The sequence below is a fragment of the Brevundimonas vesicularis genome, assembly GCF_044807075.1.
GTDB classification, from domain to species: Bacteria; Pseudomonadota; Alphaproteobacteria; order Caulobacterales; family Caulobacteraceae; genus Brevundimonas; species Brevundimonas vesicularis_G.
The window spans coordinates 2,893,896-2,916,435 of sequence record NZ_CP085234.1; the positions used below are offsets into that span (position 1 = coordinate 2,893,896).

General features: G+C 63.9%; 17 protein-coding genes. 11 read left to right on the forward strand and 6 right to left on the reverse strand.

Annotation, left to right across the window (positions count from 1 at the left end; all coding sequences use genetic code 11):
• Positions 1-23 precede the first annotated feature (23 nt).
• Complete coding sequence (locus LG306_RS14555; RefSeq protein ID WP_404415952.1) at positions 24-1,436, reverse strand: glycoside hydrolase family 28 protein; 1,413 nt, start codon at positions 1,434-1,436, stop codon at positions 24-26.
• A 153-nt stretch (positions 1,437-1,589) separates the two neighbouring features.
• Here LG306_RS14555 and LG306_RS14560 point away from each other — a divergent pair, with 153 nt between their 5' ends.
• Positions 1,590-3,842 carry a glycoside hydrolase family 88 protein gene (locus tag LG306_RS14560; RefSeq protein ID WP_404415954.1) on the forward strand — a complete coding sequence of 751 codons (2,253 nt, stop codon included), beginning with the start codon at positions 1,590-1,592 and terminating at the stop codon, positions 3,840-3,842.
• A gap of 109 nt (positions 3,843-3,951) precedes the next feature.
• Here the strand turns inward: LG306_RS14560 and LG306_RS14565 are convergent, their stop codons facing one another.
• From LG306_RS14565 to LG306_RS14580, 4 genes are all read right to left on the reverse strand, one after another.
• On the reverse strand, positions 3,952-6,825 hold the full coding sequence (locus LG306_RS14565) for a TonB-dependent receptor (RefSeq protein WP_404415957.1): 2,874 nt from the start codon (positions 6,823-6,825) through the stop codon (positions 3,952-3,954).
• A gap of 195 nt (positions 6,826-7,020) precedes the next feature.
• Positions 7,021-8,154 (reverse strand): FMN-dependent L-lactate dehydrogenase LldD, encoded by a 1,134-nt coding sequence (gene lldD, locus LG306_RS14570; RefSeq protein WP_404415960.1) that lies wholly within the window; start codon positions 8,152-8,154, stop codon positions 7,021-7,023.
• 9 nt (positions 8,155-8,163) lie between these two features.
• Positions 8,164-8,925, reverse strand: a complete 762-nt coding sequence (locus tag LG306_RS14575; RefSeq protein WP_404415963.1) for an SDR family NAD(P)-dependent oxidoreductase — start codon at positions 8,923-8,925, stop codon at positions 8,164-8,166.
• 24 nt (positions 8,926-8,949) lie between these two features.
• Positions 8,950-9,756 carry an IclR family transcriptional regulator gene (locus tag LG306_RS14580; RefSeq protein WP_404415966.1) on the reverse strand — a complete coding sequence of 269 codons (807 nt, stop codon included), beginning with the start codon at positions 9,754-9,756 and terminating at the stop codon, positions 8,950-8,952.
• Between the two features lie 140 nt (positions 9,757-9,896).
• Between LG306_RS14580 and rhmD the strand changes: the two genes are divergently transcribed.
• From rhmD to LG306_RS14620, 8 genes are all read left to right on the forward strand, one after another.
• Entirely contained in the window at positions 9,897-11,093 is a 1,197-nt protein-coding gene (gene rhmD / locus LG306_RS14585) for an L-rhamnonate dehydratase (RefSeq protein WP_404415969.1), read from the forward strand.
• 30 nt (positions 11,094-11,123) lie between these two features.
• Positions 11,124-11,972 carry a fumarylacetoacetate hydrolase family protein gene (locus LG306_RS14590; protein WP_404415972.1) on the forward strand — a complete coding sequence of 283 codons (849 nt, stop codon included), beginning with the start codon at positions 11,124-11,126 and terminating at the stop codon, positions 11,970-11,972.
• Positions 11,969-12,721 carry an SDR family NAD(P)-dependent oxidoreductase gene (locus tag LG306_RS14595; protein WP_404415974.1) on the forward strand — a complete coding sequence of 251 codons (753 nt, stop codon included), beginning with the start codon at positions 11,969-11,971 and terminating at the stop codon, positions 12,719-12,721. The genes LG306_RS14590 and LG306_RS14595 overlap by 4 nt, the downstream gene beginning before the upstream one ends.
• Positions 12,722-12,730: 9 nt before the next feature.
• A complete protein-coding gene (locus LG306_RS14600; protein WP_404415977.1) occupies positions 12,731-13,633 on the forward strand; it encodes an amidohydrolase family protein in 903 nt (300 codons plus the stop codon).
• 60 nt (positions 13,634-13,693) lie between these two features.
• On the forward strand, positions 13,694-14,959 hold the full coding sequence (locus LG306_RS14605; protein ID WP_404415980.1) for an MFS transporter: 1,266 nt from the start codon (positions 13,694-13,696) through the stop codon (positions 14,957-14,959).
• Positions 14,959-17,241 (forward strand): hypothetical protein, encoded by a 2,283-nt coding sequence (locus LG306_RS14610; protein WP_404415983.1) that lies wholly within the window; start codon positions 14,959-14,961, stop codon positions 17,239-17,241. The genes LG306_RS14605 and LG306_RS14610 overlap by 1 nt, the downstream gene beginning before the upstream one ends.
• A gap of 26 nt (positions 17,242-17,267) precedes the next feature.
• Positions 17,268-18,722: an oligogalacturonate lyase family protein gene (locus tag LG306_RS14615; protein ID WP_404415986.1), complete on the forward strand. Its 1,455-nt coding sequence runs from the start codon at positions 17,268-17,270 to the stop codon at positions 18,720-18,722.
• Between the two features lie 207 nt (positions 18,723-18,929).
• Positions 18,930-19,193, forward strand: coding sequence for a hypothetical protein (locus LG306_RS14620; protein WP_404415989.1), 264 nt, complete (start codon positions 18,930-18,932; stop codon positions 19,191-19,193).
• Positions 19,194-19,203: 10 nt separating this feature from the next.
• On the opposite strand, the gene LG306_RS14625 is transcribed toward LG306_RS14620, so the two are convergent.
• Positions 19,204-20,393 (reverse strand): IS3 family transposase gene (locus LG306_RS14625; RefSeq protein WP_404413560.1). Its coding sequence is split into 2 segments (ribosomal slippage): positions 19,204-20,141 and positions 20,141-20,393, totalling 1,191 coding nucleotides; the frame shifts between segments, so codons are not numbered across the junction.
• Positions 20,394-20,847: 454 nt separating this feature from the next.
• Here LG306_RS14625 and LG306_RS14630 point away from each other — a divergent pair.
• Positions 20,848-21,093: a helix-turn-helix domain-containing protein gene (locus LG306_RS14630; RefSeq protein WP_404415992.1), complete on the forward strand. Its 246-nt coding sequence runs from the start codon at positions 20,848-20,850 to the stop codon at positions 21,091-21,093.
• A gap of 821 nt (positions 21,094-21,914) precedes the next feature.
• Complete coding sequence (locus LG306_RS14635) at positions 21,915-22,445, forward strand: hypothetical protein (RefSeq protein ID WP_404415995.1); 531 nt, start codon at positions 21,915-21,917, stop codon at positions 22,443-22,445.
• Positions 22,446-22,540: the final 95 nt, after the last annotated feature.

The window sequence follows — 22,540 nt, forward strand, 5'->3', positions numbered from 1 at the left end:
TAACTCCCACATTTTTTTGGTTCTCATGTTCGTCTGGATCGCAGACCAGTGACGCCGGATGACTCGGTTACCCTGGGGCCTTGGCCGTCCAGGGTGTCGATGTTGCAGTCGCGGAAGCGCCAGTTCTCGGCATTGGCGATGGCGCCCGCATCCTGCACATCCCAGTCCAGCCGTTCGAAAAAGAAGTCTTTCAGTGGCGCTTCGGGATAGGCGGCGGCGGCGAATCCGACTTTGCCGCCCACGGCCTTGATGTTCGACAGGCGAACATCGTGGATGCGGGGAATGCCCTGTTCGCGCGGCACCGGCGTGGCGAGCGCGCGCCAGTAATCCGGCACGTCCGCAATGCCGTCCGGGATCTGGGCGTAGCTGTAGTTTGGGTACCAGTTCAGGTTCACCTGCATCAATGTGCGGACATCCTGCAGATGGATGTCGCGCAGGCGGATGTTGGAAATCGTGCCGCCACGTGTGTGGCCCGATTTGAAGAAGATCCCCAGCGGCACCGGATATTCGATCCTCAGCCCAGAGACCTCGATGTCGTCAAATCCGCCTGATGTCTCCGATCCGAAGGTCATCCCGGCCAAGGCGTCACGGACGATGCAGTCGCGGATCTTCACCTGACGGCACGGCCGACCCACCCGCAGTCCGTCCCAGTCGCGTCCCGCCTTGATGCAGATCGCGTCGTCGTTGACCGACAGGTCGCATCTCTCGACCAGCACCCGCTCCGATGAGTCGATGTCGATGCCGTCCGTCGAGGGGCCACGTCCCCCGATGTTATTCCTGATGATCAGGTCGGCGACCTTCACGTCCCGCGAATAGCAGACGTGGACGGTCCAGAATCCCGATCGCGCCAGGTTCAGACCGGAAACCTCGACCTGCTGCGAATCATAAACGTGGATCAGACGCGGACGGCGGCAGTCATAGTCGGCCGCCCATCGCAGCTCACGTGGCTCATAATCGCGGCGCAACGCCCAATAGGAGTCCCAGAAGACCTTGCCGTCGCCATCGACAAGACCTTCGCCCGTGATCTTGGCGTTCTGTTGCTGATAGACATTCAGCAAACCGGCGGGCCAGTCCATCTCGACGCCTGCAACACGCGTGCGAACCATCGGATAGGCGGCCAGATCTTGAACGCCGCGCAGGGTGGCGCCGCGTTCGATCAACAGGGTCACCCCCGACTTCACGAATAGCGAACCCGCCAGGTACAGACCGGGATTCAGGACCACGACCCCTCCGCCCTGCCCTGCCGCCGCGTCGATGGCGGCCTGGATAGGACGAGTGTTGATCGTGACCCCGTCGCCCACCGCGCCATAGTCGGACGCGTCGAAGGTGCGCGAATGGCTCGACTGTGCAAACGCCGGCGTTGCTGGCGTCAAGGCGCTGACGACACCCAGTTGCAGAAGCGTGCGGCGATCGGCGCGCATCTCGATTTCCCACATTCTGTTCTTTCGTCTCACAATAGTGGACGATATAAGGCTGGCAAGAGATACCGACAGTTGATCGTCAGAAATTGACACCGGTTACGTTGCGGCTCGCTATCGAAGTGGGCCACCAACCATCATGCGCCGCCTGGAGCGACGCCGGAGGAAAACATGGCTCTGCCAACCCGACCCTGCCTTGGCCTGATTGCAGTCCTGATGAGCTCGGCCGCCATGTCCGGCCCCGTCCTGGCGCAGACGGTCGGACCCTTGCCGCCAAGTGTCGAGGCTGAATGGCTGGCTCAACGCAATCGCCCCGTCCTTTACACTGAGGTGGCAGGCGTGCCGTCACGCGAGAGCACGATGGCGGCTGTCGAATATGTCGCCTCCTCGCAAATCGCGGCCATGGCCGCCGAGCCGCTCGCCCTATCGACGGGCAGTAACCTGACGCAGATGTCGTCGAACTGGGTCGCAGCCACCTTTTACGTCGGCGCTTCGCGGCTTGCGCGCGTCTCGGACGACACGCGAACGCTGCGCTTTTTGAGCGCCGTGGCCGATCACTACAACTACAGTGTACGTGGCGCGCGCTCGGGCAAGACAATGCTGAACGCCGACGATATCGCGATCGGCGATCTCTACGAAGAACTCTACGCGCGTCGTGGACAGGAGGGCGTGCTGATGCCGCTGCGTCAGCGGCTGGACTGGCAGGTCCCCTATCTGGCCAGGGCAGAAGACACACCGGCGCTGGTCTGGTGGTGGGCCGACGCCCTCTATATGGCGCCCCCGGTCTTCGCCCGGATGACCGCGATCACGGGCGATCCGAAATATCTGAACGCCGCCGACAAGGAATGGCGACGCACAGCGGCGCGGCTTTGGGTGGAGGACGAAAAACTCTTTCTGCGCGACGAACGGTTCAAAGACGAGAACCATCGTGACGCCGACGGCGACCGCATCTACTGGTCGCGGGCCAATGGCTGGGTCATGGGCGGTTTGGTGCGATGGCTGGAGTCCGTGCCTGCCGATTTCGCCGGGCGCGGCTTCTATGTCGACCTCTTCCAGAAGATGGCCGGCAGGATCGCAGGTCTCCAGCAAGAGGACGGACTGTGGCGCGCCAGCCTGCTGGATCCCGAATCCTATCCCGAGGCTGAAACCTCCGGCTCGGTCTTCTATGTCTACGCCTTGGCCTGGGGGATCAATCACGGCCTTTTGGACCGCGACACCTACCTGCCGCATGTGTTGAAGGGTTGGGCCGGCCTGAACCGCCATGTCCTTGCGAACGGCCTGATGGGTGCGGCGCAGAAGACCGGCGATCAGCCCGTGTCGACAGACCTTGAGGACGTCGGCCTCTATGCTTCGGGAACCTATATTCTGGCCGGGCTGGAAGTCGCGTCGCTGAATGACCCAGTTCGCTCTCTGCCATTAGCGGAGCCCACGCGCGACACGACCGATGTGATCGCTGCGACCACGCCTGTCCCTCCAGCTCCCGTGACGGTCGTCGGCGCCGAAGAAATCCGCCGTCGAGACGCCGAGATGCGTGCGACCTCGGCCCTCTCCTACGATCCATCCGCTCTGAATCGACCCTCGACCATCGAACCGCTGGAACCGCCGCCGGAAGATCAGCAGCGACCGCGCGCCGTCGCCCGCTTCGCGCCGGATCGTTTGGATGATCTGCTATGGGAAAACGATCGCGTCGCTCACCGCATTTACGGTCCCACGCTTGAAGCGCGCGAGGCGCCCTCTGGCTCGGGCATCGATGTGTGGGCCAAACGTGTCCGCTACCCCTTCATGGACCGTCAGCTGAAGTTCCCGAACTATCACGTCGATCGCGGTGAAGGGCTGGACTATTACGACGTGGGACGCGGCAGAGGCGCCGGGGGTCTGGGCATCTGGTACGACAACAAGCTTTGGACCAGTCGCAACTTCTCCACCTATCAGATCGACAAAACCGGCGGCGACGAGGCGCGGTTTAGCGTGACCTACCGTCCTTGGCCTGTAGACGTCGTGCGCACAGTGTCAGAAACGCGTGACTTCAGCCTTCCCTTAGGGTCCAACTTTACGCGCATGACGTCCACTCTGACCTCGAACTCCGACGCACCGCTGATCGTCGCGATCGGCATTTCGAAGCGCAGCAACGACAACGGACGGGGCCTCGTCACGCGCGACGCCGCACACGGGCGTCTGATGTTCTGGGAGCCAGAAAATCCTGAGCATGGCTCGCTCGGCATCGCTCTGGCGGTTGATCCCGCAACGGTCGAAGGCTTCACCGAAGACGCCGACAACTATCTGATCCTGGTGCGGGTCACGCCGGGTCAGCCGTTCACCTACTACATGGGATCGGCGTGGGATCGCGGCCTGGACTTCGCCACGCGCAGCGCCTGGGAAGATTTCGTCGCAAACCAAAGTTTCGACTTCCGACAAGGCGACTAGCCCGCAAGCGAAACTGCTCTCGCCGCGTCGCGCAGTTCGGCCGATGTCAAAAGAAAGGCGGCGCCGGTTATACCGACGCCGCCTGTCTTATCTCGCCGATCTGTTGGGATCAGAAGCGATACCGCGCGCCGATGTAAACCTGGCGGCCGGTGTGGTGATAGACATAGGTGCTGTCACGCGGCAGGCCGATGTCGCCGTGGTTCTGACGGTTGGCTTCGTCGGTCAGATTCAGCCCCTCGACAGAAACACTGAGGTTATCGGTCAGGTTGTACGATGCGGAGGCGTCGATCGTCGTGGTTTCGGTCTTGCCCTGATAGGGGATCAGGCCCGTGGCGCCGTTCGAACCCGGCACGCTCTGGAAATAGGTGTCACGATAGGCCGCCGACACACGCGCATTGAACTTGCCGTCGTCATAATACAGCGTCGCATTCCAGGCGTTTGGCGACAAGTTGACCAGATCCGCCGTCACGAAGGCCGCGCAGGTTGCGGTGACGCAATACTGGATCTCGGACTCCACGTGCGTGTAGTTCAGTTGTGTACCGACGTTGGATAGCAAGCCCGGCAAGAAGCTGAACGTCTGCTGATAGCTGATCTCGAAGCCCTTAAGCGGCCCACCCGGCGTATTGGTTGGCGTGCTGAACTGATAGATGTCGCCGGCAGGACGACCGCCAGCCGGGAAGGCCACAGGGTTCAAGGCCGTCAGTTGGCTGTACGACAGCGGTTCGGTGGTCGTCTGCACATAAGTCGAGATGTCCTTGTAGAAGTAGGCGAAGGACAGCAGAGCTTCAGGCGCAAAGTAATATTCAACCGACAGGTCGTAGGTCGTCGCCCGATAGGGTTCCAGCTCGACATTGCCCAGCGAGGCCGTATTGGTCGCCGCCCCGGCCGCGCTCAGCGTGAAGACCGGAACCAGACTGGTGACAGGCGGTCGCGCCATGACCTTGGCGGCGCCCAAACGCACGATCAAATCCTTCATCGGCTCGATCGACACGTTCAGCGACGGTAGGGTGTCGTCATATTCGTTCTCGCCCCGAACCGGCGTCGCAACACCACCGACGTTCGAATAACCCAAGGCGTCAACCTCGGTCTTGACCTGACGCACACCGACGTTGCCTCGGAAGGGCACACCTATGATTTCCGTGTCCCAGTCGGCCTGCACATAGGCGCCGGTGTCGGTCTCGGTCACGTCACGCCAGTTGCCATAGGTGGACGGATTGCCGTTCAGGCCGATCAGTCGGAAATCACCGCCTGCTACGCCGGTGTCGCAGTTGCAGTTGTAGTTCCAGACGGCTTGCAACGCAGCCAAATCCGGCCGAACCCAGCTGGTCGCAGCGCCTGACGGTAGATCGAGATTGCGACCGAACCCGTTTAGCAGATTGGTGACCGAAGCCATGCTCGTGCCCGCCGGCAGCGCTGGCGAACCGTTGGCGTTGTTTGGGCGCGCGAAGGCGCGGCTGCTCGACTCGTATTCCTTGCGGCTGACGCCCGCTTTCAGTGTGAGCCAATCGCTTAGGTCGAAGGCGAAGTTCGCCTCACCCGTCGTATAAACGTTTTCCTGGAAGTTTGAACTGATGCGCAGCTCCGAGCGGGGCTGGGCGCCGGTCGGTCCGACGACGCTCCACTGCGTGGGATCGGCGACGTTGAAGCCCCAGTTGATCGCCGGCAGATTGCGGTTCTGACGGAAGTCGTAAGAATAGCCATCGACGTTCTGTCGATCGATGATGGCGCTAACCTGGACCGGGTTTGCGAAGCTTGATTCCGCGCGGCCGATCAGGCCGTCGAACCGCAGCCGATCCGAAAACTCGTGCTCGACCCCGAAGGTCATCTGCTTGAACTCGGTTTCCAGCTCGTCGAACCGCTGCTCGCTGCGGATGTCCATATCGTCGAGCTGGGCATAGATCATCTCGCCGGTATCGGGATCGATCTCGAAGTTCACGATGTCGACCTGAGGCTTGCCGCCCTGATCCGCCCCACGGCTGAGCGACCAGGCTTGCAGGAAGTTCTCGCTGCGCGTCGAATCCAGTTTCGAGTACAGCATGTCCATCGTGAACAGCGTCGGACCGTTGCCGGGCCGGGCTTGCACCGATAGCGTCGCGCCCAGACGTTCCTGGCTGTGCTCCAGGCTTCCATAGCGCGGGATGCGGGGGTGGTAGGTGCGCGCGGCGTTCGGCAGGACAGCACCATTCTGGAAGCCGCCATCGGCGCTGGCAGGTCCCCAACGCACCGAGCTGAAGCCCTCCTCCAGACTGTCACGCTCGCTGTAGGCGATCGAGAACAGAGCGCCGATCTGGTCATCCGCCCAGGTGTTCGAAATCAGACCAGCAAAGCGCGGGCTCCAGTCCTGCGACAGGTCGTTGTAGCCGTACTGGCCCGACAGCGCGCCCTGGAAGCCCATCTTGTCGAACGGACGGCTGGTTCGCAGATCGACGGTCGCCCCCAGCGACCCCTCCTCCGTCTCGGCCGAGGCGGTCTTGCGCACCGTGATATTGTTGAAGAGCTCTGAGGCGAAGACGTTGAAGTCGAAGCCACGACCGCGATTCACCCCGCCCGACGAGTCGGTGGCGCCGGTCGATGCCTGGGCCTCGATGCCGTTGATCCGCGTACGGGTGAACTCCGAACTGAGACCGCGGACGGTGATCGACCGACCCTCGCCCGCATCGCGGTCGATAGAGACGCCGGGAATTCGCTGGATCGACTCGGCAAGGTTGGTGTCAGGGAAATCGGCAATGTCCTCGGCCGAGATGGCGTCGACGACGCCCGCCTCGCGCCGTTTGATATTCAAAGAGTTCTGAAGGCTGGCCCGAAAGCCCGTGACGACGATGTCATCGACCTCGGCGGCGTCGGCGTCCTGTGTCGCAAAGGCCTCGGGGGTCTGGTCGGCTGTCTGTGCGGCGGCGTCGTGAGCCATCATGGCCAAGGCCAGCGCCCCCAGCGACGCGGTAGCGACCAGCGCATGGCGCGCAAATTTGTGGCGTTGGATCATTCTCTTGTCTCCTCCCAAGTTCTGCGCTTCGAGGATCAAGGCGCCCTCGTTCACGCCTCCCGCTGCTGACGGGAGACACCGGTGTCAAAACGATTTAGTCGCCTGACTGCCACCGGTGTCATGGCGATATAGGCACAACGAGAGTGGCCTAGCAAGGCCGAGCTAGCCGCAACAAGATCGCCTTGCACATCGTGTTCAGATCGCCAACATCTCACGCGTCATGCCCGCGACCGACTTGGCCCCGGTCAGGGTCATAGCGACACGCATTTCCTTTTCGAACAGGTCCAGCAGGTTTTCGACGCCCGCCTGACCGTTCGCCGCCAGCGCATAGATGAAGGCCCGGCCCAGCAGCACTGCGTCGGCGCCCAGGGAGATCGCGCGGACCACGTCCAGCCCGTTGCGGATGCCGGAATCCACCAAAATCTTCAGCTCGCCCTGCACCGCGTCAGCGATGGCGGGCAAAGCGCGGGCCGAGGACAGAACCCCGTCCAGTTGCCGCCCGCCGTGGTTCGATACCACAATGCCGTCGGCGCCGAAGCTGACGGCGTCGCGGGCGTCCTGCGGATCAAGCACGCCCTTGATGATCATCGGCCCGTCCCAGAAGTCGCGGATCCATTGCAGGTCCTTCCACGAGATCGAGGGATCGAAATTATTGGCCAGCCAGCCGATGTAGTCCGCCAGGCCCGTCGGCTTTCCCAGATAGGCCGACACATTGCCCAGATCGTGCGGCGTGCCGCGCAACCCGACATCCCAGGCCCAGGCCGGATGGGTCATGGCCTGGATCATGCGGCGAATTTCGGCATTGGGCCCGCTCATACCCGAATGAGCGTCGCGATAGCGAGCGCCCGGCGTCGGCATATCGACGGTGAAGACCAGGGTCTTCACCCCCGCCGCCCTGGCCCGTTCCAGCGCATTCCTCATGAAGCCGCGATCGCGCAGCACATACAACTGGAACCACATGGGCCGGTCGATAGCCGGCGCGACTTCTTCGATCGGGCAGACAGACACGGTCGACATCGTGAACGGCACGCCGCGCGAGGCCGCCGCCTTGGCCGCCTGCACCTCGCCCCTGCGCGCATACATGCCGGTCAGGCCGACGGGCGCCAGGATGATGGGCAGGCGCAGGGTCTCGTCGAACAGCGGGGTCTCAAGGCTGAGGCTGGTCATGTCCTGCAGCACGCGCTGGCGTAGCGCGATCGCCTGCCAGTCCTCGACGTTGCGACGCAGGGTCTGCTCGGCGTAGGCGCCGCCATCGATGTAGTGGAACAGGAAGGGCGGCAGCTTGCGCCGCGCGGCTTCCCGATAATCGCTCGGCGACGAAATGATCACGAGCCAGTCCTACTGGAAGTTTGCGAAAGCGCCGCCGTCGACCAGGAGGGCCGCACCGGACATATAGGACGCCATGTCCGAGGCCAGGAAGGCGACGACCGAGGCGATGTCCTCCGGCCGGCCCAGACGCCCCAGAGGAATGCGACCTTCCATATATTCGCGCTTCTGGGGATCGGCGAGATCGTCCTTGTTGATGTCGGTGGCGATCGTGCCGGGCAGCACCGAGTTGCAGCGGATGCCGTGGCGGCCCAGGGCGACGGCGCAGGATTGCATCAGACTGTGCACCCCCGCCTTGGTCGGCGTGTAGTGGGTCTGCATCTCGCCGCCGACCAGCGCCGAGATCGAGCTGATGGCGACAATCGCGCCGCCGTCTCCCTGCTTCACCATCTGATTGGCCGCCGCCTGAACCATGAAATAGGCGCCGTGAAGATTGACCTCCATCGTCCGGCGCAGGGTCTTGACCGGCATGTCGAGGAAGGCGTGGAACGGACAGATGCCGGCGTTCGAGACGAAGACGTCCACCCGGCCCAGCGCCTGAACCGCGGCGGAGACGAAGGCTGCGGCGCTCTCGGGCTGGGCCACGTCGCCGTCGACGGCGATGGCCCGGCGGCCTAGCGCCTCGATCTCGGCGACCATATCGGCGGCGGCTGCCTCGTCTCGAAAGGTATTCAGGGCGACATCCGCCCCCTGACGCGCGGCTTCTATCGCCGTCGCCCGCCCGATGCCCCGCGATGCGCCCGTGATTAGGACGACCTTGTTCTCAAGCAGCATGGGGGCTCCGGCGTTGGTTCGGTTTCAGGGTTTGGGCGACCAGCCCAGGTCGGCGCTGATGGCGTCGGCGGCCTCGGTCACGGTCTTGGTCAGTTCGGTCATCCGGGCGTCCGACATATATTGCGCGGCCGAGGAGACGCTCAGAGCGGCGACGATCTGTCCGTCCACCGAACGGATCGGCGCGGCGACGCAGCGGATCTGGTCTTCGTTCTCTTCCAGGTCGAAGGCATAGCCCTTCTGGGCGTAGCCATGCATCCGCTCCAGCCAGACGGCGCGGGCCGACGAGTCGTAGGTGGCGCCCGGCTCGGCGTAGAAGTCGATCCAATCCGCCTCGGTCTTGTCCAGGATCAGCGCCTTGCCCAGGCCGGTCGAGGCGATCGGATGACGTTCGCCCAGGCGCGAGCCGATGTTGATCCGCCTGCGCCCCGCCACCTTGTCCAGATAGAGCGCATGACGGCCGTCCAGCACGCCAAGATGCACCGTGTCGTCCGTCTGGGCCGACAGCTGTTCCAGCCAGGGCCGTGCGACGCGCGGCAAATGCATCTGCTGGCTGGCGGCATGGCCAAGCTCCAGCAGTTTGGGACCGAGGGAATAGCCTTCGCGCGGGCGGAACGACAGCAGGCGACGCTCGACTAGGGCCGAGGCCAGACGATGGGTCGTGCTGCGCGTCAGCTCCAGCTTTTCGGATAGTTCGGCCAGCGGCAGGGAGCCGTCGATCAGGGCGTCGATAACGTCCAGACCCCGCAGCAGGGTCTGGCTGCCGGACGCCTTGGCGCCGGCCTCTTCATCCCCATCGACCTGTGCGGTCTTGATTGACGGCGTTCGTCCCATTTCGTAATCCTCATTCTCAGAATGTAGCAAAACGCGCAAGTCGCTCCGTTACACGGACCAGACTTTGACGCTACGCACGGAGGAACGCCAGTGAAATCCCGCATTATGGGAGCGAATCGCCAATCACTGGTGATGACGCGATGAGCCGCCTGCCTCGCATCAAACATGTCCGCGCCTTTGTCGTGAAAAACGACGGCGCAGGCGGCGGCGCCGACTATCACGACCAAGGCGACGGCCACTGGATCGACGACCATATCGCCACGCCGATGGCGAAATATCCAGAATATCGTCAGAGCCGCCGAAGCTTCGGCATCAATGTGCTGGGCACCCTGGTCGTCGAGATCGAGGCCGAGAACGGCGTCGTCGGCTTCGCGGTCACGACCGGCGGCGAACCGGCGGCCTATATCGTCGAGAAACACCTCGCCCGCTTCCTGGAAGGCCGCGATCCGTCCGAGGTCGAGAAGATCTGGGACCAGATGTATTTCTCGACCCAGTATTATGGCCGCAAGGGGCTGGTGGTGAACGCCATCTCCGGCGTCGATCTGGCGCTGTGGGATCTGCTGGGCCGTCTGCGCCAGGAGCCGGTCTTCGCCATGCTGGGCGGGGCGGTGCGCGACGAACTGACCTTCTACGCCACCGGCGCGCGGCCCGACAAAGCCAAGGAATTGGGCTTCATCGGCGGCAAGATGCCCCTGCACCACGGCCCGGCCGAGGGCGAAGAGGGCCTGCACAAAAACATCGCTGAACTCGAAGCGATGAGGAACGCCTGCGGAGACGACTTCTGGCTGATGTTCGACTGCTGGATGGCGCTGGATCTGAACTACGCCACGCGGCTGGCCCACGAGGCCCACAAGCTGGGTCTGAAGTGGATCGAGGAGGCGCTCAGCCCCGACGACTACTGGGGCTATCAGGCGCTGAAGAAGAACGCCCCCAAGGGGATGCTGGTCACGACTGGCGAGCATGAGGCCACCCGCTGGGGCTTCCGCATGCTGCTTGAGATGGAATGCTGCGACATCATCCAGCCGGACGTGGGCTGGTGCGGCGGCGTCACCGAACTCCAGAAGATTTCGGCCCTGGCCGACGCCAAGGGCGTGCTGATGATCCCACACGGTTCGTCGGTCTACTCCTACCACTTCGTGGTGACCCGCCATAACAGCCCGTTCGCCGAGTTCCTGATGATGGCCCCCGGCGCCGACGAGGTCGTGCCGATGTTCCATCCGCAACTGATCGGCGAACCCGTCCCCGTAAACGGCCGCCTGAAGGTTCCAGATACCCCCGGCTTCGGCGTCGAGCTGAACCGAGACATCGCCCTGCATCGCCCGTACGCGCGCCCCTAACTTCGTTAAGACGAAAGCTCCTCCGACACTATGAAACTGCTGCGTTACGGGCCCAAGGGCCAGGAAAAGCCGGGCACGCTGGACGCCGAGGGGCGCATCCGCGACCTGTCAGGCGTTGTCGCCGACATCACGCCGGACCAACTGCATGGCCCGGCGCTCGACGCCCTGAAAGCCATCGACCCAACCACCCTGCCCCTGGTCGAGGGTGAGCCCCGCTATGGCGTGCCAGTCAACGGCGTGCGCAAATTCCTGGCCATCGGCCTGAACTTCGCCGACCACGCGGCGGAATCCAATCTGCCGATCCCCGAAGAGCCCGTGCTGTTCACCAAGGCCATCACCAGTCTGAACGGGCCGAACGATGACGTGGTCATCCCGCGCGGCTCGGAAAAGACCGACTGGGAGGTCGAGCTGGGCATCGTCATCGGCAAGCCCGCCTCCTACGTCACCCAGGCCGAGGCGCTGGATCACGTCGCCGGCTATGTCTTGATCAACGACGTGTCCGAGCGCGCCTATCAGACCGAGCGCGGCGGCACCTGGGACAAGGGCAAGGGCTGCGACACCTTCGGCCCCGTCGGCCCCTGGCTGGTCACCACCGACGAGGTGGGCGACGTCCAGAACCTGGACATGTGGCTGGACCTGAACGGCAAGCGCATGCAGACCGGCAATACCAAAACCATGATCTTCGGCGTCGCCGAGATCGTCTCCTATCTGTCGGAATTCATGACGCTGGAGCCCGGCGATCTGATCACCACCGGCACTCCGCCCGGCGTCGGCCTGGGCCAGAAGCCGCCGCTCTACCTGAAGGCTGGCGACACAGTGCGTCTGGGCATCCAGAAGCTGGGTGAACAGGGTCAGACCTTCGTGGAGTGGACCCGATGAGCGCCTATCAGGACCGTTTCGCGGGCCGCACCGCCGTCGTCACCGGCGGCGCCTCGGGCCTAGGCAAGGCCGCCGCCGCCCGCATCGTCGCCGAGGGCGGCAAGGTGGTGCTATGGGACCTGAACGCCGAGGCGCTGACGGCCGCCGCCGCAGAGGTCGGGGCCGCCCATGCGATCGCACTGGACGTCGCCGACCCTGACGCCGTCGCGGCTGCGGCCGACGCCTCGGCCCAGGCGCTGGACGGCCGCATCGACATCCTGATCGCCTCGGCCGGCATCACCGGCGCGACGGTTCCGGTGCAGGAATTCCCGATCGACAGTTGGAAGCGGGTCGTCGACATCAATCTGAACGGCGTCTTCTACTGCTCGCGCGCCATCGTGCCCTTCATGCTGGCCAACGGCTATGGCCGGATCGTCAATGTGGCCTCGGTCGCGGGCAAGGAAGGCAATCCCAATGCCTCAGCCTATTCCGCCTCCAAGGCCGGCGTGATCGGCTTCACCAAGTCTCTGGGCAAGGAACTGGCGGGCAAGGGCGTCGTCGCCAACAGCCTGACGCCCGCCACCTTTGAAAGCCCGATCCTGGAGCAACTGCCCCAGAGCCAGGTCGACTATATGCGCTCCAAGATCCCCATGGGACGCCTGGGCGAGGTCGAGGAGAGCGCCGCCATGGTCTGCTTCATGGCCTCCGAAGAATGCAGCTTCACCACCGCCTCGACGTTCGACACGTCGGGCGGCAGAACGACCTATTAGGACGCACACGTGGCTTCGGACCTTCGCATCGTCGACGGGCACGTGCACCTGTGGGACCTGTCGCGTGCGCGCTATGGCTGGCTTCAGGACGACCCCCTGCCGAACAATCCGGCGGGAGACATGTCGCCCATCGCCAACGCGAACTATCTTCTAGACGACTATCTTGCCGATACGGCCGGCTGGCGCGTGGACAAGATCGTCCACGTCGAAGCCGGCCAGCCGGTGGGTCAGCAGTTGGCTGAGACAGACTGGCTACAGTCGCTCGCCGATGACACCGGTCGTCCAAACGCAATCGTCGCCGGCGCCGACATGCTTGACCCAGACCTGGACGTCCTGCTGGAGGCACACGCCGCCCGGCCGAAAGTACGCGGCATCCGCCAGATCGTCTGCTGGCATGAAGACGCGCAGAAGACCTACACCGACCGCGATCTGTTGCGTGATCCGAAATGGGTCGAGGGCCTCGCGAAGCTGGCGCGCTACGGCCTGTCGTTCGACCTCCAGCTTTATCCGTCCCAGATGGCGACCGCCGCCGTCATCGCCGCGCGCCATCCCGACATCCCGATCGTCGTCAACCATGCCGGCCTGCCGACCGACCGGAACGCAGCGGGGATGGAGCGCTGGCGCACAGGTCTGCGCCTGCTGGCCGCCCAGCCGCAGGTCTCGATCAAGATCTCAGGCTTGGGCATCACCGACAGTGCCTGGACGTCCGACAGCATCCGCCCCATCGTTCTGGAGTGCATCGACGCTTTCGGAACCACGCGCGCCATGTTCGCCTCTGACTTCCCAGTCGAGAGCGTCCACGGAACCTTCGACGCCTTCTATTCCGCCTTCGACGCAATCACGGCCGACTTCTCGCCCGACGAACGCGACCGTCTTTTCGCCCGCAACGCCGAGGCGATCTACCGCATCTGACCCATCCGCCGAAGCCGCACCAAGACGGCAAGGCCCGAGGAACACCAGGAGAATATCGCCATGGTCATAGAGACCGACGCCGCCCACACCCCCGGAGGCTTGGCCAAGCCCACCGGGTCGCTGAAGGGGCCGCTGGCCTTCGCCATCGCCTGCTTCCTGATCTGGGGCCTGGCCTATGGTCTGCTCGACGTGCTGAACAAGCATTTCCAGGAAACGCTGAGCATCAGCCAGGCGGACAGCGCCTGGCTGCAGATCGCCTATTTCGGGGCCTATCTGCTGCTGTCGATCCCCGCGGGCATGTTGCTTCACGCGCGGGGCTACAAGTTCGGCATCGTGTCGGGCTTGGCGGTCACCGCCATCGGCGCCCTGCTGTTCATCCCGGCGGCGGGCGCGGGCGCCTTCCTGCCCTTCGTCGGCTCGATGTTCGTCCTCGCCGCCGGTCTGTGCATTCTGGAGACCAGCGCGGACACCTACGTCAACGTCTTGGGCGATCCGGCCAAGGCCTCGCAGCGGCTGAACCTGGCCCAGTCGTTCAACGCCCTAGGCGTCTTCTTCGGCCCCCTGATCGGCGGCGCGGTCTTTTTCAGCCCGACGACGACCGAAGCCTTGGGCGGCGCGACCCGTTCGATCCAGATCGTGTACGGGCTGATCGCCGTCGGCGTGGTCCTGTTCGCCCTTGCCGTCTGGCGCGCCCGTTTGCCGGAGACTGGCCTGTCCGACCACGGCGGCGCGGTCGAGGGCGACGCCCCGGCCAAGCCCCTGTCGCAACAGCCGCACTTCATCGCCGGCGTGGTCACCCAAGCCCTCTACATCGGCGCCCAGGTCGGCATCGGCGCCTATTTCATCAATCTGGTGACGCACAACTGGCAGGGCCTGACGTCGCAACAAGGCGCTTTCATGCTGTCGCTGGCGGCCATCGGCTATCTGGTCGGCCGCTTCTTCGCCACGGCCCTGCTGCTGAAGGTCAAGCCCCGCGTCCTGCTGACCACCTATGGCGTCATCAATGTCGTCCTGACCCTGATCGTCGCCGCCGGGATCAACATCGTCTCGCCGGTCGCCCTGATCGCCGTCTTCTTCTTCATGTCGACCATGTTCGCGACCATCTTCGCCCTGGGCACCACCGGTTTGGGCGCGGGAACCAAGAAGGCCTCCTCCCTGATGGTCATGGCCATCGGCGGCGGCGTTCTCCTGCCCTGGCCGATGGGCCGGATCGCCGATCTCTACGGCGCCAATGTCGCCTTCCTCCTGCCCGCCGCCTGCTTCGCGGTCGTCGCCTGGTATGGCTGGAAAGGTGCGGGGCTGGGGCTTAAGGCGGAGGCGAAGTGATGCGTCTTCGCACCGCCCTCCTCGCCTTCACCCTGTTGGCCGGTCCCACGGCCGCCTGCGCCCAAACGGTCACGCCCGCCCCTGCCATCGCGCCCGCGACGCCGATCGACCGCCACGCGCTGGTCACGCGCCACAACGTCAACCTGACGGCCATCGACCGCCATGCCCCGATCATGCTGGGCAACGGCGGCTTGGGCTTCACCGCCGACATCACCGGGCTTCAAACCTTCCCGGAGCAGTATTCGGAACTCGCGCCTCTGCTGACCATGGCCCAATGGGCCTGGCACAGCTTTCCTAACCCGCACGGCTATACGGAACAGGACGGCCTGATCGATGTGCCCGTGCCGGGCCGGGGCAAGCAGCCCTATGCCTGGATGAAATCCTGGGCGGTGGCCGAGACCCAGCCCGCCTACACATGGCTGCGCGCCAATCCGCATCGGTTCTCGCTTGGTCGCATCGGCCTGACCTTCGCCGACGGCAAAGCGCTCGACTTCGCCAAGGTCGCTGACACGCACCAGACGCTGGACCTATGGTCGGGCGCCCTGACCAGCCGTTTCACCTATGACGGCCAGCCGGTCGAGGTAGTGACCCGCGTCCACCCGACCTTGGACATGGTCATGGTCGAGATCGCCTCGCCTCTCGTTTCATCTCAGGGCATGGGCGTCCAGGTCCGCTATCCGGGCGTGAACCCCGCCATCAATCCCGACCCGACAACGTTCGAGCGCGATGGCGACCACAGCCTCAACATCGTCGCGTCCGACACAGGCGATGTCCACATTCGCCGCACCCTGGGCGATACCACCTATTATTCCGGCATCACCGCATCGGGCCGGATCGAACAGGCCGGCCCCGCCGCCTTCCGCATCGCCTCGACCTGCCGCGACCGGCTGACCGTCATGGTCCGCTTCGACCAGCAGGCCCAGGCGCCCGCGACGCCCGCCTACAGCGCCGGCGTCCAGGCGACGACCGCCCACTGGAACGGTTTCTGGACCCGGGGCGGCGCCGTCGACTTCACCGGCAGCACCGATCCCCGCGCCGCCGAGCTGGAGCGCCGGGTGGTGCTGTCGCAATATCTGTCGGCGGTGAACGGCGCCGGCGAACTACCGCCGCAGGAAGAGGGCCTGTTCTCCAATAGCTGGTACGGCAAGTTCCATCTGGAAATGCATCCTTGGCATTCCGGATGGCAGGCGATGTGGGGACATGCCGATCTGCTGGAACGCAGCCTGCCCTGGTACGTCGCCCACCTGCCCAAGGCACGCGAGGAGGCCGCGCGTCACCGCGTCCAGGGCGCCTGGTGGCCCAAGATGGTCGGACCGGAGGGCCGCAACAGCCCCAGCCTGGTCTCGCCCTTCATCATGTGGCAGCAACCACATCCGATCCTGCTGGCCGAACTGGTCTGGCGGACCGAGAAGGATCCGGCCGTGCTGGATCGATACGGCGAGGTGGTGGAAGCGACCGCCGACCTGTTGGCCTCCTGGCCGATCGAACGCGACGGCCGGCTGAACCTGGGAACGCCGATGATACCGGCCCAGGAGAACTACGATCCCCTGACCACGGTGAACCCGACCTTCGAGGTCGAGTATTTCCGCTGGGCGTTGGAAACCGCGCAACAGTGGCGCGAACGCAAGGGCCAGGCCCGCCGCGCCGACTGGGATCAGGCCCTGGCCAAGATCGCGCCGCCGCCGATGAAGGACGGCCTGTATCTGCCGGTCGAGAGCGTGCCCGACTTCTGGGAGACGGCCATGTCCGACGCCTGCCGGAAACATGCGGCGGCGGCCCAGTGCAAGAACCGCGACCACCCGTCCTTCCTGATGGCCTATGGCTTCATTCCGGGCGAACGGATCGATCAGGCCGCCATGCGCCGCACGTTTGAAGCGGTGGAGCAGAACTGGGACGTGCGCCAGACCTGGGGCTGGGATTTCCCGATGATGGCGATGACCGCCGCCCGGTTGGGTGAGCCCGAGAAAGCCGTCGACTGGCTGTTCGCCGATCTGAAGAACAATCAGTGGGGCCCGACCGGCATGACCCCGCGCGTCCATCTGGACGAGCACGCCGACGAACTGGTGCCGATCTCGGCCGGCGCCGGAGGGGTCGAGATGGCGGTCAATCCGGACGGTCCCGGCTATCGCCGCGCCGCCGAGACCTATTTCCCGTCGAATGGCTCGCTGCTGATGGCCGTGGGCCTGATGGCCGGCGGCTGGGACGGTTCGACCGGCCCCGCGCCGGGCTTTCCAAAGGACGGCTGGACCGTCCGGGTCGAAGGGCTGACGCCCGCGCCCTAAAGACAAAAACAGAGGAACGCCCCCAAATGACGACCTCGAGACGCACCGCCCTGAAGGCCCTGTTCGCGGCCCCCGCCGTCGGCGCCCTGGCGAGCACGGCCCAGGCCCGGCAGGCGCTGGTCCAAGCCCCCCTGGCCGCTCCCGGCGAAACCCCCGTCTGGCCCGCGCCGAACACCGCCCCGCCCTCGACCCAGGAGACGCCGGTCGAGCGGCCGCGCTGGGACGGCCCGGTCCCGACCGAGTGGGTCGATCCGAAGACCGGCCACCGCATCCGCCGCGTCTCGCCCGACGGCGGCGGCGGAAAGCCCTATTTCTACAAGAACATGTTCCTGCCGCCGAAGTCCGGCGCGCCCGACCTGATGGTCATCTCGACGCCGCAGGGCATTTCGGCCGTCGATCTGAACACCTGGGCCGTCAGCGTCCTGGTCCCCGACCGCGAGGCCGATCTGATGTTCACCGGCCGCAAGGGCCGCAACGTCTATTATTCGGTCACCGCGCCTGGCGAAGGCCAGTTGATGGACCGCGCCAAGACCCTGTTCGTCATCGACGTCGACACCAAACAGCGTCGCGAGATCGGCTTGATTCCGAACGGCCAGATCAACTCGGTCAACGCCGACGAGACCCTGCTGCTGGGCTTCGTCGCCTATGACAGCCAACCGCTCCAGCCGACCGTGCCCGACCCGCGCAACCGCCGCTTCGACCAGGCCGAGTACGAAGCTGATGGACCGGACGGAAAGCCGCTGAACTTCGCCCGCGCCAAGGGCGTGCGGATGCTTCAACGGTGGGCCGCGCGCTATCCGATGGAAATCTTCGTCATCGACCTGACCACGGGCGAGCGACGCGTGATCCACAAGACCAACGAATGGATCGGCCACACCCAGTTCTCCCCCACCGACCCCGAGCAGATCATCTTTTGCCATGAAGGGCCTTGGCACCGCGTGGATCGAATGTGGGCTATCCGCGCCGATGGCACGGGCCTGAGAAAGACCCATCAGCGGACGATGAACTTCGAGATCTTCGGCCACGAATGGTTCAGCCCTGACGGCAGACAGGTGCTCTATGACCTGCAAACCCCGCGCGGCCAGGTTTTCTGGGTCGCCTCGGTCGATCTGGAGACGGGCCGCCGGGTCTATCGCCGGGTCGAGCAAAATGACTGGTCGGTCCATTACAACGTCTCGTCGGACGGTCGTCTGTTCGCTGGCGACGGCGGCGACGGTGACATGGTGGCTCATGCGCCCGACGGCAAATGGCTCGTCCTGTTGCGCCCCGAACCGATCGTCGATGAAGATCCTTCCAGCGACAAGGAAGACCAGATCTTCGTCGAATATCTGCGCTCCGAGCGGCTGGTGGATCTGTCCAACCACGACTACCGGCTGGAGCCGAATCTGACCTTCACGCCGGACGCAAAATGGATCGTCTTCATGTCGAACATGCACGGCGCCAACCACGTCTATGCCGTCGAAATCGACCGTGGCGCTTAGAAACATCACAAATCGCTCGAACCCTAACGCCTGAGATGTCGAGGATTTATCGACGTACTCAGCGGAATCTCTCGGTCCTGACATCACCTTGTTGCAAAATGCGGGAAGCTGTTGCAATAAGCGACACGTCGCTAATCCGAATATACGCGACAGCATGCCACAAAATGACACCGGTGCCACATGGACGCCGGGATGGGGAGAGAACGAATGCGACGGACCAACACCCGGACTCTGTGCGCGGTTGGCGTATCCTTGGCGGCCCTGATGGGTGCGTCGGCGGCTGCGGCTCAGGCCGTTCCTGCCTCAGAACCCGTCACGCAAGATGCCGCCCAGGACGCAACCGTGGTCGATGAGATCGTCGTCACCGGCTTCCGGTCCAGCCTGCAACAGGCGCTGAACATCAAGCGCCGCGAAGCCGGAGCGGTGGACGCCATCCTGGCTGAGGACATGGCCGACTTCCCCGTGACGTGACCCCCGTTTCTCATCCAGCCATAACGAGAGTCCTTGGTTGATCTGAACTGGGGTTGGCGGGGTTGGCAATAGGCCGGTCTGAGCAGCCATCAACCAGCGCAGCAGACCGGCCGCTCTGTCCGGTGAGCGCCTGTGCGTAGGCCTTCGGCGTCAACCATCCCAGCTTCGAGTGAGGCCGGGTTTCGTTGTAGTCGCGCCGCCAGGTTTCGAGGACAGCCCGGGCGTGCGGCAGCGATCGGAACAGCGTCTCATTCAGCAGCTCGTCGCGCAGCCGACCATTGAAGCTCTCGTTGAAGCCGTTCTGCTGAGGCTTGCCCGGCGCGATGTAATGCCAGCTCACGCCGGCGTCGTCGGCCCAGGCCAGGATGGCGTTGGACGTATATTCCGTGCCGTTGTCGCTGATGATCGTATCCGGGCGTCCCCGCCGCAGGATGATGGCGTCCAACTCGCGCGCCACCCGTCGCCCTGACAGCGAGGTGTCGGCGACGAGCCCGAGGCACTCGCGCGTGCAGTTGTCGATCACCGTCAGGATGCGGAAGCGCCGCCCGTCCGTCATCTGGTCGGAGACGAAGTCCAGCGACCAGCGCTGGTTCGCGACCAGGGGAATCTCCAGCGGACGCCGCGTGCCTATGGCGCGTTTGCGCCCGCCGCGCCGGCGCACCGTCAGCTTCTCCTCGCGATAGATCCGCTGGACGCGCTTCTTGTTGACCGCATGCCCCTCGCGCCGAAGCATCACGTGCAGGCGGCGATAGCCGAACCGCCGTCGCTCCTGGGCCAGGGCCTTCAGCCGATCCCGCAGGACGCCGTCGTCCGGTCGCGTCGCCTGATAGCGCACGCTCGTCCGATCCACGCCCAACACCCGGCAGGCCCGCCGTTCGCTCATCGCGTAGGCCGACTGCAGGTGCGCCGCCGCCTCTCGATGCGCAGCGGGCGTCACCACTTTTTTCCCAGCAGATCCTTCAGCGCGACGCTGTCCAGCATCGAGTCCACCAGCATCCGCTTCAGCTTGGCGTTCTCCTCTTCCAGCGCCTTCAGACGCCGGGCCTCTGACACGTCCATGCCGCCATACTTGGCCTTCCACTTGTAGAAGGTCGGTGAGCTCAGCCCGTGCTTCCTGCACAGGTCCGCCACCGGAACGCCGGCCTCCTGCTCGCGCAGGATCCCGATGATCTGCTCTTCCGTGAACCGTGATCGCTTCATTCTGTCCGTCCTTTCGAGGGGCGGACTCTAGCTATTCCTGGAGGAGTTTAAGGGGGTCACGTCAGCCGCATAGCGGAGTCTTCGTGGGTCACTAGCAGCGCCGGATAAGAGCCGTAGAAGGCTCTGGAGCTGAAGGGATGGGGTTGCCTAGCGCCTTCAGCGGGTTTTACGGCGCTACACCCCCACCCACGAGAGTGCGTCTCTCGCCAGATGCGCCAGCCTGAGACTTCGCTCACGAGCTTAAGGTAGCTTCCGGCCTGAACTTCGCGTTCGTCTCCCACGCTCCAAGGCCGAGTTTGCGCGGCTCCGTAGTCTTGCGCGTGGGCAGCAGTCCCCGTGAGGATTGGAAGGGCGAAAAGCCCGGCAAGGATCGACTTGGCGTTCATGGCTGCTCCTAGCGTGGGAGCATAGGAGAAGCGGGCCATTAGCGGAAGGGTCATCAGGTGTCCTTTCAATGCCCGCTTGGGTTTCTTCGCCAGTTCATCGCTCAATCATTGCCTCGCTGGTGAAGGCGAGGATTTCGGCTGGCCTCACACAGCGCGAACTGGCGTCCAAACTTGGGAAGCCGCCGTCGTTCGTTGGCAAGGTTGAGTCGATTGAGAGGAACCTCAGCGCGCTCGAACTCGTGGCTTGGGCAGCGGCCATTGGCATTGAGCCGTCTGTAGCTCTGCCTGTCGTCAAGGGACCAATCGAGCTGTAGCCCCACGAGAGATTTGACGGCTGATTGGACACCGCACCCCAAAACCCCGGTTTCGTCAGCTAATGCGGGCTCAAATGGCGGAAGTCGGCTCAGCCGAACCAGTTAGATTGCGCCGTCTCTACCGAGCCTATCTGAGCATGAACTGTAGATAGCAGTTGCGCGTCATCGCGAGGATCATTTCCCCATCAAGCTCGCCCAACGTGCCGCACCAAGCTTCAGCGTTGGAACTGAAAATGCTCTGAGTGTCACCATCAGCAGGCATATATGCGACGCGCCGTGAGCCGTTATAGAAGTTCAAAACTCCGTCATCCGACAGGACGTAATAACCGAGATAGGACCCAGAAGGTGAAATAAGGCGTCTCGATCCAGACGGGCCATTTTCATACTTGCTGGGGCTGTTTTCATATTTCGTCTGAGAGTTAGAATATCTAGTCTCAGAGTTGTCATACCTAGTATATGTATTGTTGTATCTAGTTGGGCTGTTCATGTAGCTATCAGGCCCAAGGGAGTGTGGCACGTCATTCAATGCAACGATTATCACTCGAACGTCGGCAGCCGCCGCCGTTGCCATTGCGAAGCTAAAAAGCGCGGCTGTCAGGCCGCAAACCAGTTTTTGAAACACGACTTCCCCCAAACTTCACGATCCCCAATACGCGAGCATTGTGACCAGTCCAACCAGTGTACCCGCGCCATAGCTCCGGGAGTTTAACGGGGACCGAACGACAGGTTGTTGGGCCGAATCTTTTCTGGATGCATCTTATGGCGGATGCGCGCCGCAGTTAGAGCGGCGAAGCTCGCTGCACTAGAGGAAGTCGACGCTAATGCCGGATTGGTTCGGGACTGTTTTTGGGGTCATTGCCGGTGGCGCGCTCACGTTGTTTGCAGGATGGCTTGCCGACAAGCGGCTGACCGACCGGGAGCGTGAGCGTCGTTGCGAAGAGCGCCGGGAACGCGTCTCGATCCGCCGAAGCGATTTTCAGCGCGAGACCCTACTCGCCCTCCAAACCGCCAGTCAGAAGCTCATTCGGAATACAGGCGCATCGCTCTTTCAGGATTTTGTAGCGCATCGCGAAGGCGGCGAATGGCAAAGGCAACAGCTCCCGAACAACCTCTCGGACGATAACCTTCACTGGACCACCGAGACTATGCTGCTAGCTAGCCGCGTTCGGGATGATGAAGTCCGAGGATTGGTTAACCGGCTTCGTGGTGAGTGCACCGCCGTGGGATTTTCCCGCGATGAGGCCGAAGCCGAGCGGCTAATGGCTATAGCCGCCGTCACGCATGACGCGGCAATTCAGCGGATCGGCTTATTAGTTCGTGAGATCGATGAGGTCGAAGCCGAGGTGCCATAGCGAGCTCGGACGGGGCACCCAATAACCGCAAGGTTGCATCCGGCGGCGACGCTCATAGAATGGTTGCAGGCCGGTCGGGGACGGCTTGGGTAAAC

Bases quoted from the DNA above. Each gene is read 5' to 3' on its own strand.
- LG306_RS14555 (WP_404415952.1), bottom strand. From the start codon at position 1,436: ATGTGGGAAATCGAGATGCGCGCCGATCGCCGCACGCTTCTGCAACTG.
- LG306_RS14560 (WP_404415954.1), top strand. From the start codon at position 1,590: ATGGCTCTGCCAACCCGACCCTGCCTTGGCCTGATTGCAGTCCTGATG.
- LG306_RS14565 (WP_404415957.1), bottom strand. From the start codon at position 6,825: ATGATCCAACGCCACAAATTTGCGCGCCATGCGCTGGTCGCTACCGCG.
- LG306_RS14575 (WP_404415963.1), bottom strand. From the start codon at position 8,925: ATGCTGCTTGAGAACAAGGTCGTCCTAATCACGGGCGCATCGCGGGGC.
- LG306_RS14580 (WP_404415966.1), bottom strand. From the start codon at position 9,756: ATGGGACGAACGCCGTCAATCAAGACCGCACAGGTCGATGGGGATGAA.
- rhmD (WP_404415969.1), top strand. From the start codon at position 9,897: ATGAGCCGCCTGCCTCGCATCAAACATGTCCGCGCCTTTGTCGTGAAA.
- LG306_RS14590 (WP_404415972.1), top strand. From the start codon at position 11,124: ATGAAACTGCTGCGTTACGGGCCCAAGGGCCAGGAAAAGCCGGGCACG.
- LG306_RS14595 (WP_404415974.1), top strand. From the start codon at position 11,969: ATGAGCGCCTATCAGGACCGTTTCGCGGGCCGCACCGCCGTCGTCACC.
- LG306_RS14605 (WP_404415980.1), top strand. From the start codon at position 13,694: ATGGTCATAGAGACCGACGCCGCCCACACCCCCGGAGGCTTGGCCAAG.
- LG306_RS14610 (WP_404415983.1), top strand. From the start codon at position 14,959: ATGCGTCTTCGCACCGCCCTCCTCGCCTTCACCCTGTTGGCCGGTCCC.
- LG306_RS14615 (WP_404415986.1), top strand. From the start codon at position 17,268: ATGACGACCTCGAGACGCACCGCCCTGAAGGCCCTGTTCGCGGCCCCC.
- LG306_RS14620 (WP_404415989.1), top strand. From the start codon at position 18,930: ATGCGACGGACCAACACCCGGACTCTGTGCGCGGTTGGCGTATCCTTG.
- LG306_RS14630 (WP_404415992.1), top strand. From the start codon at position 20,848: ATGCCCGCTTGGGTTTCTTCGCCAGTTCATCGCTCAATCATTGCCTCG.
- LG306_RS14635 (WP_404415995.1), top strand. From the start codon at position 21,915: ATGCCGGATTGGTTCGGGACTGTTTTTGGGGTCATTGCCGGTGGCGCG.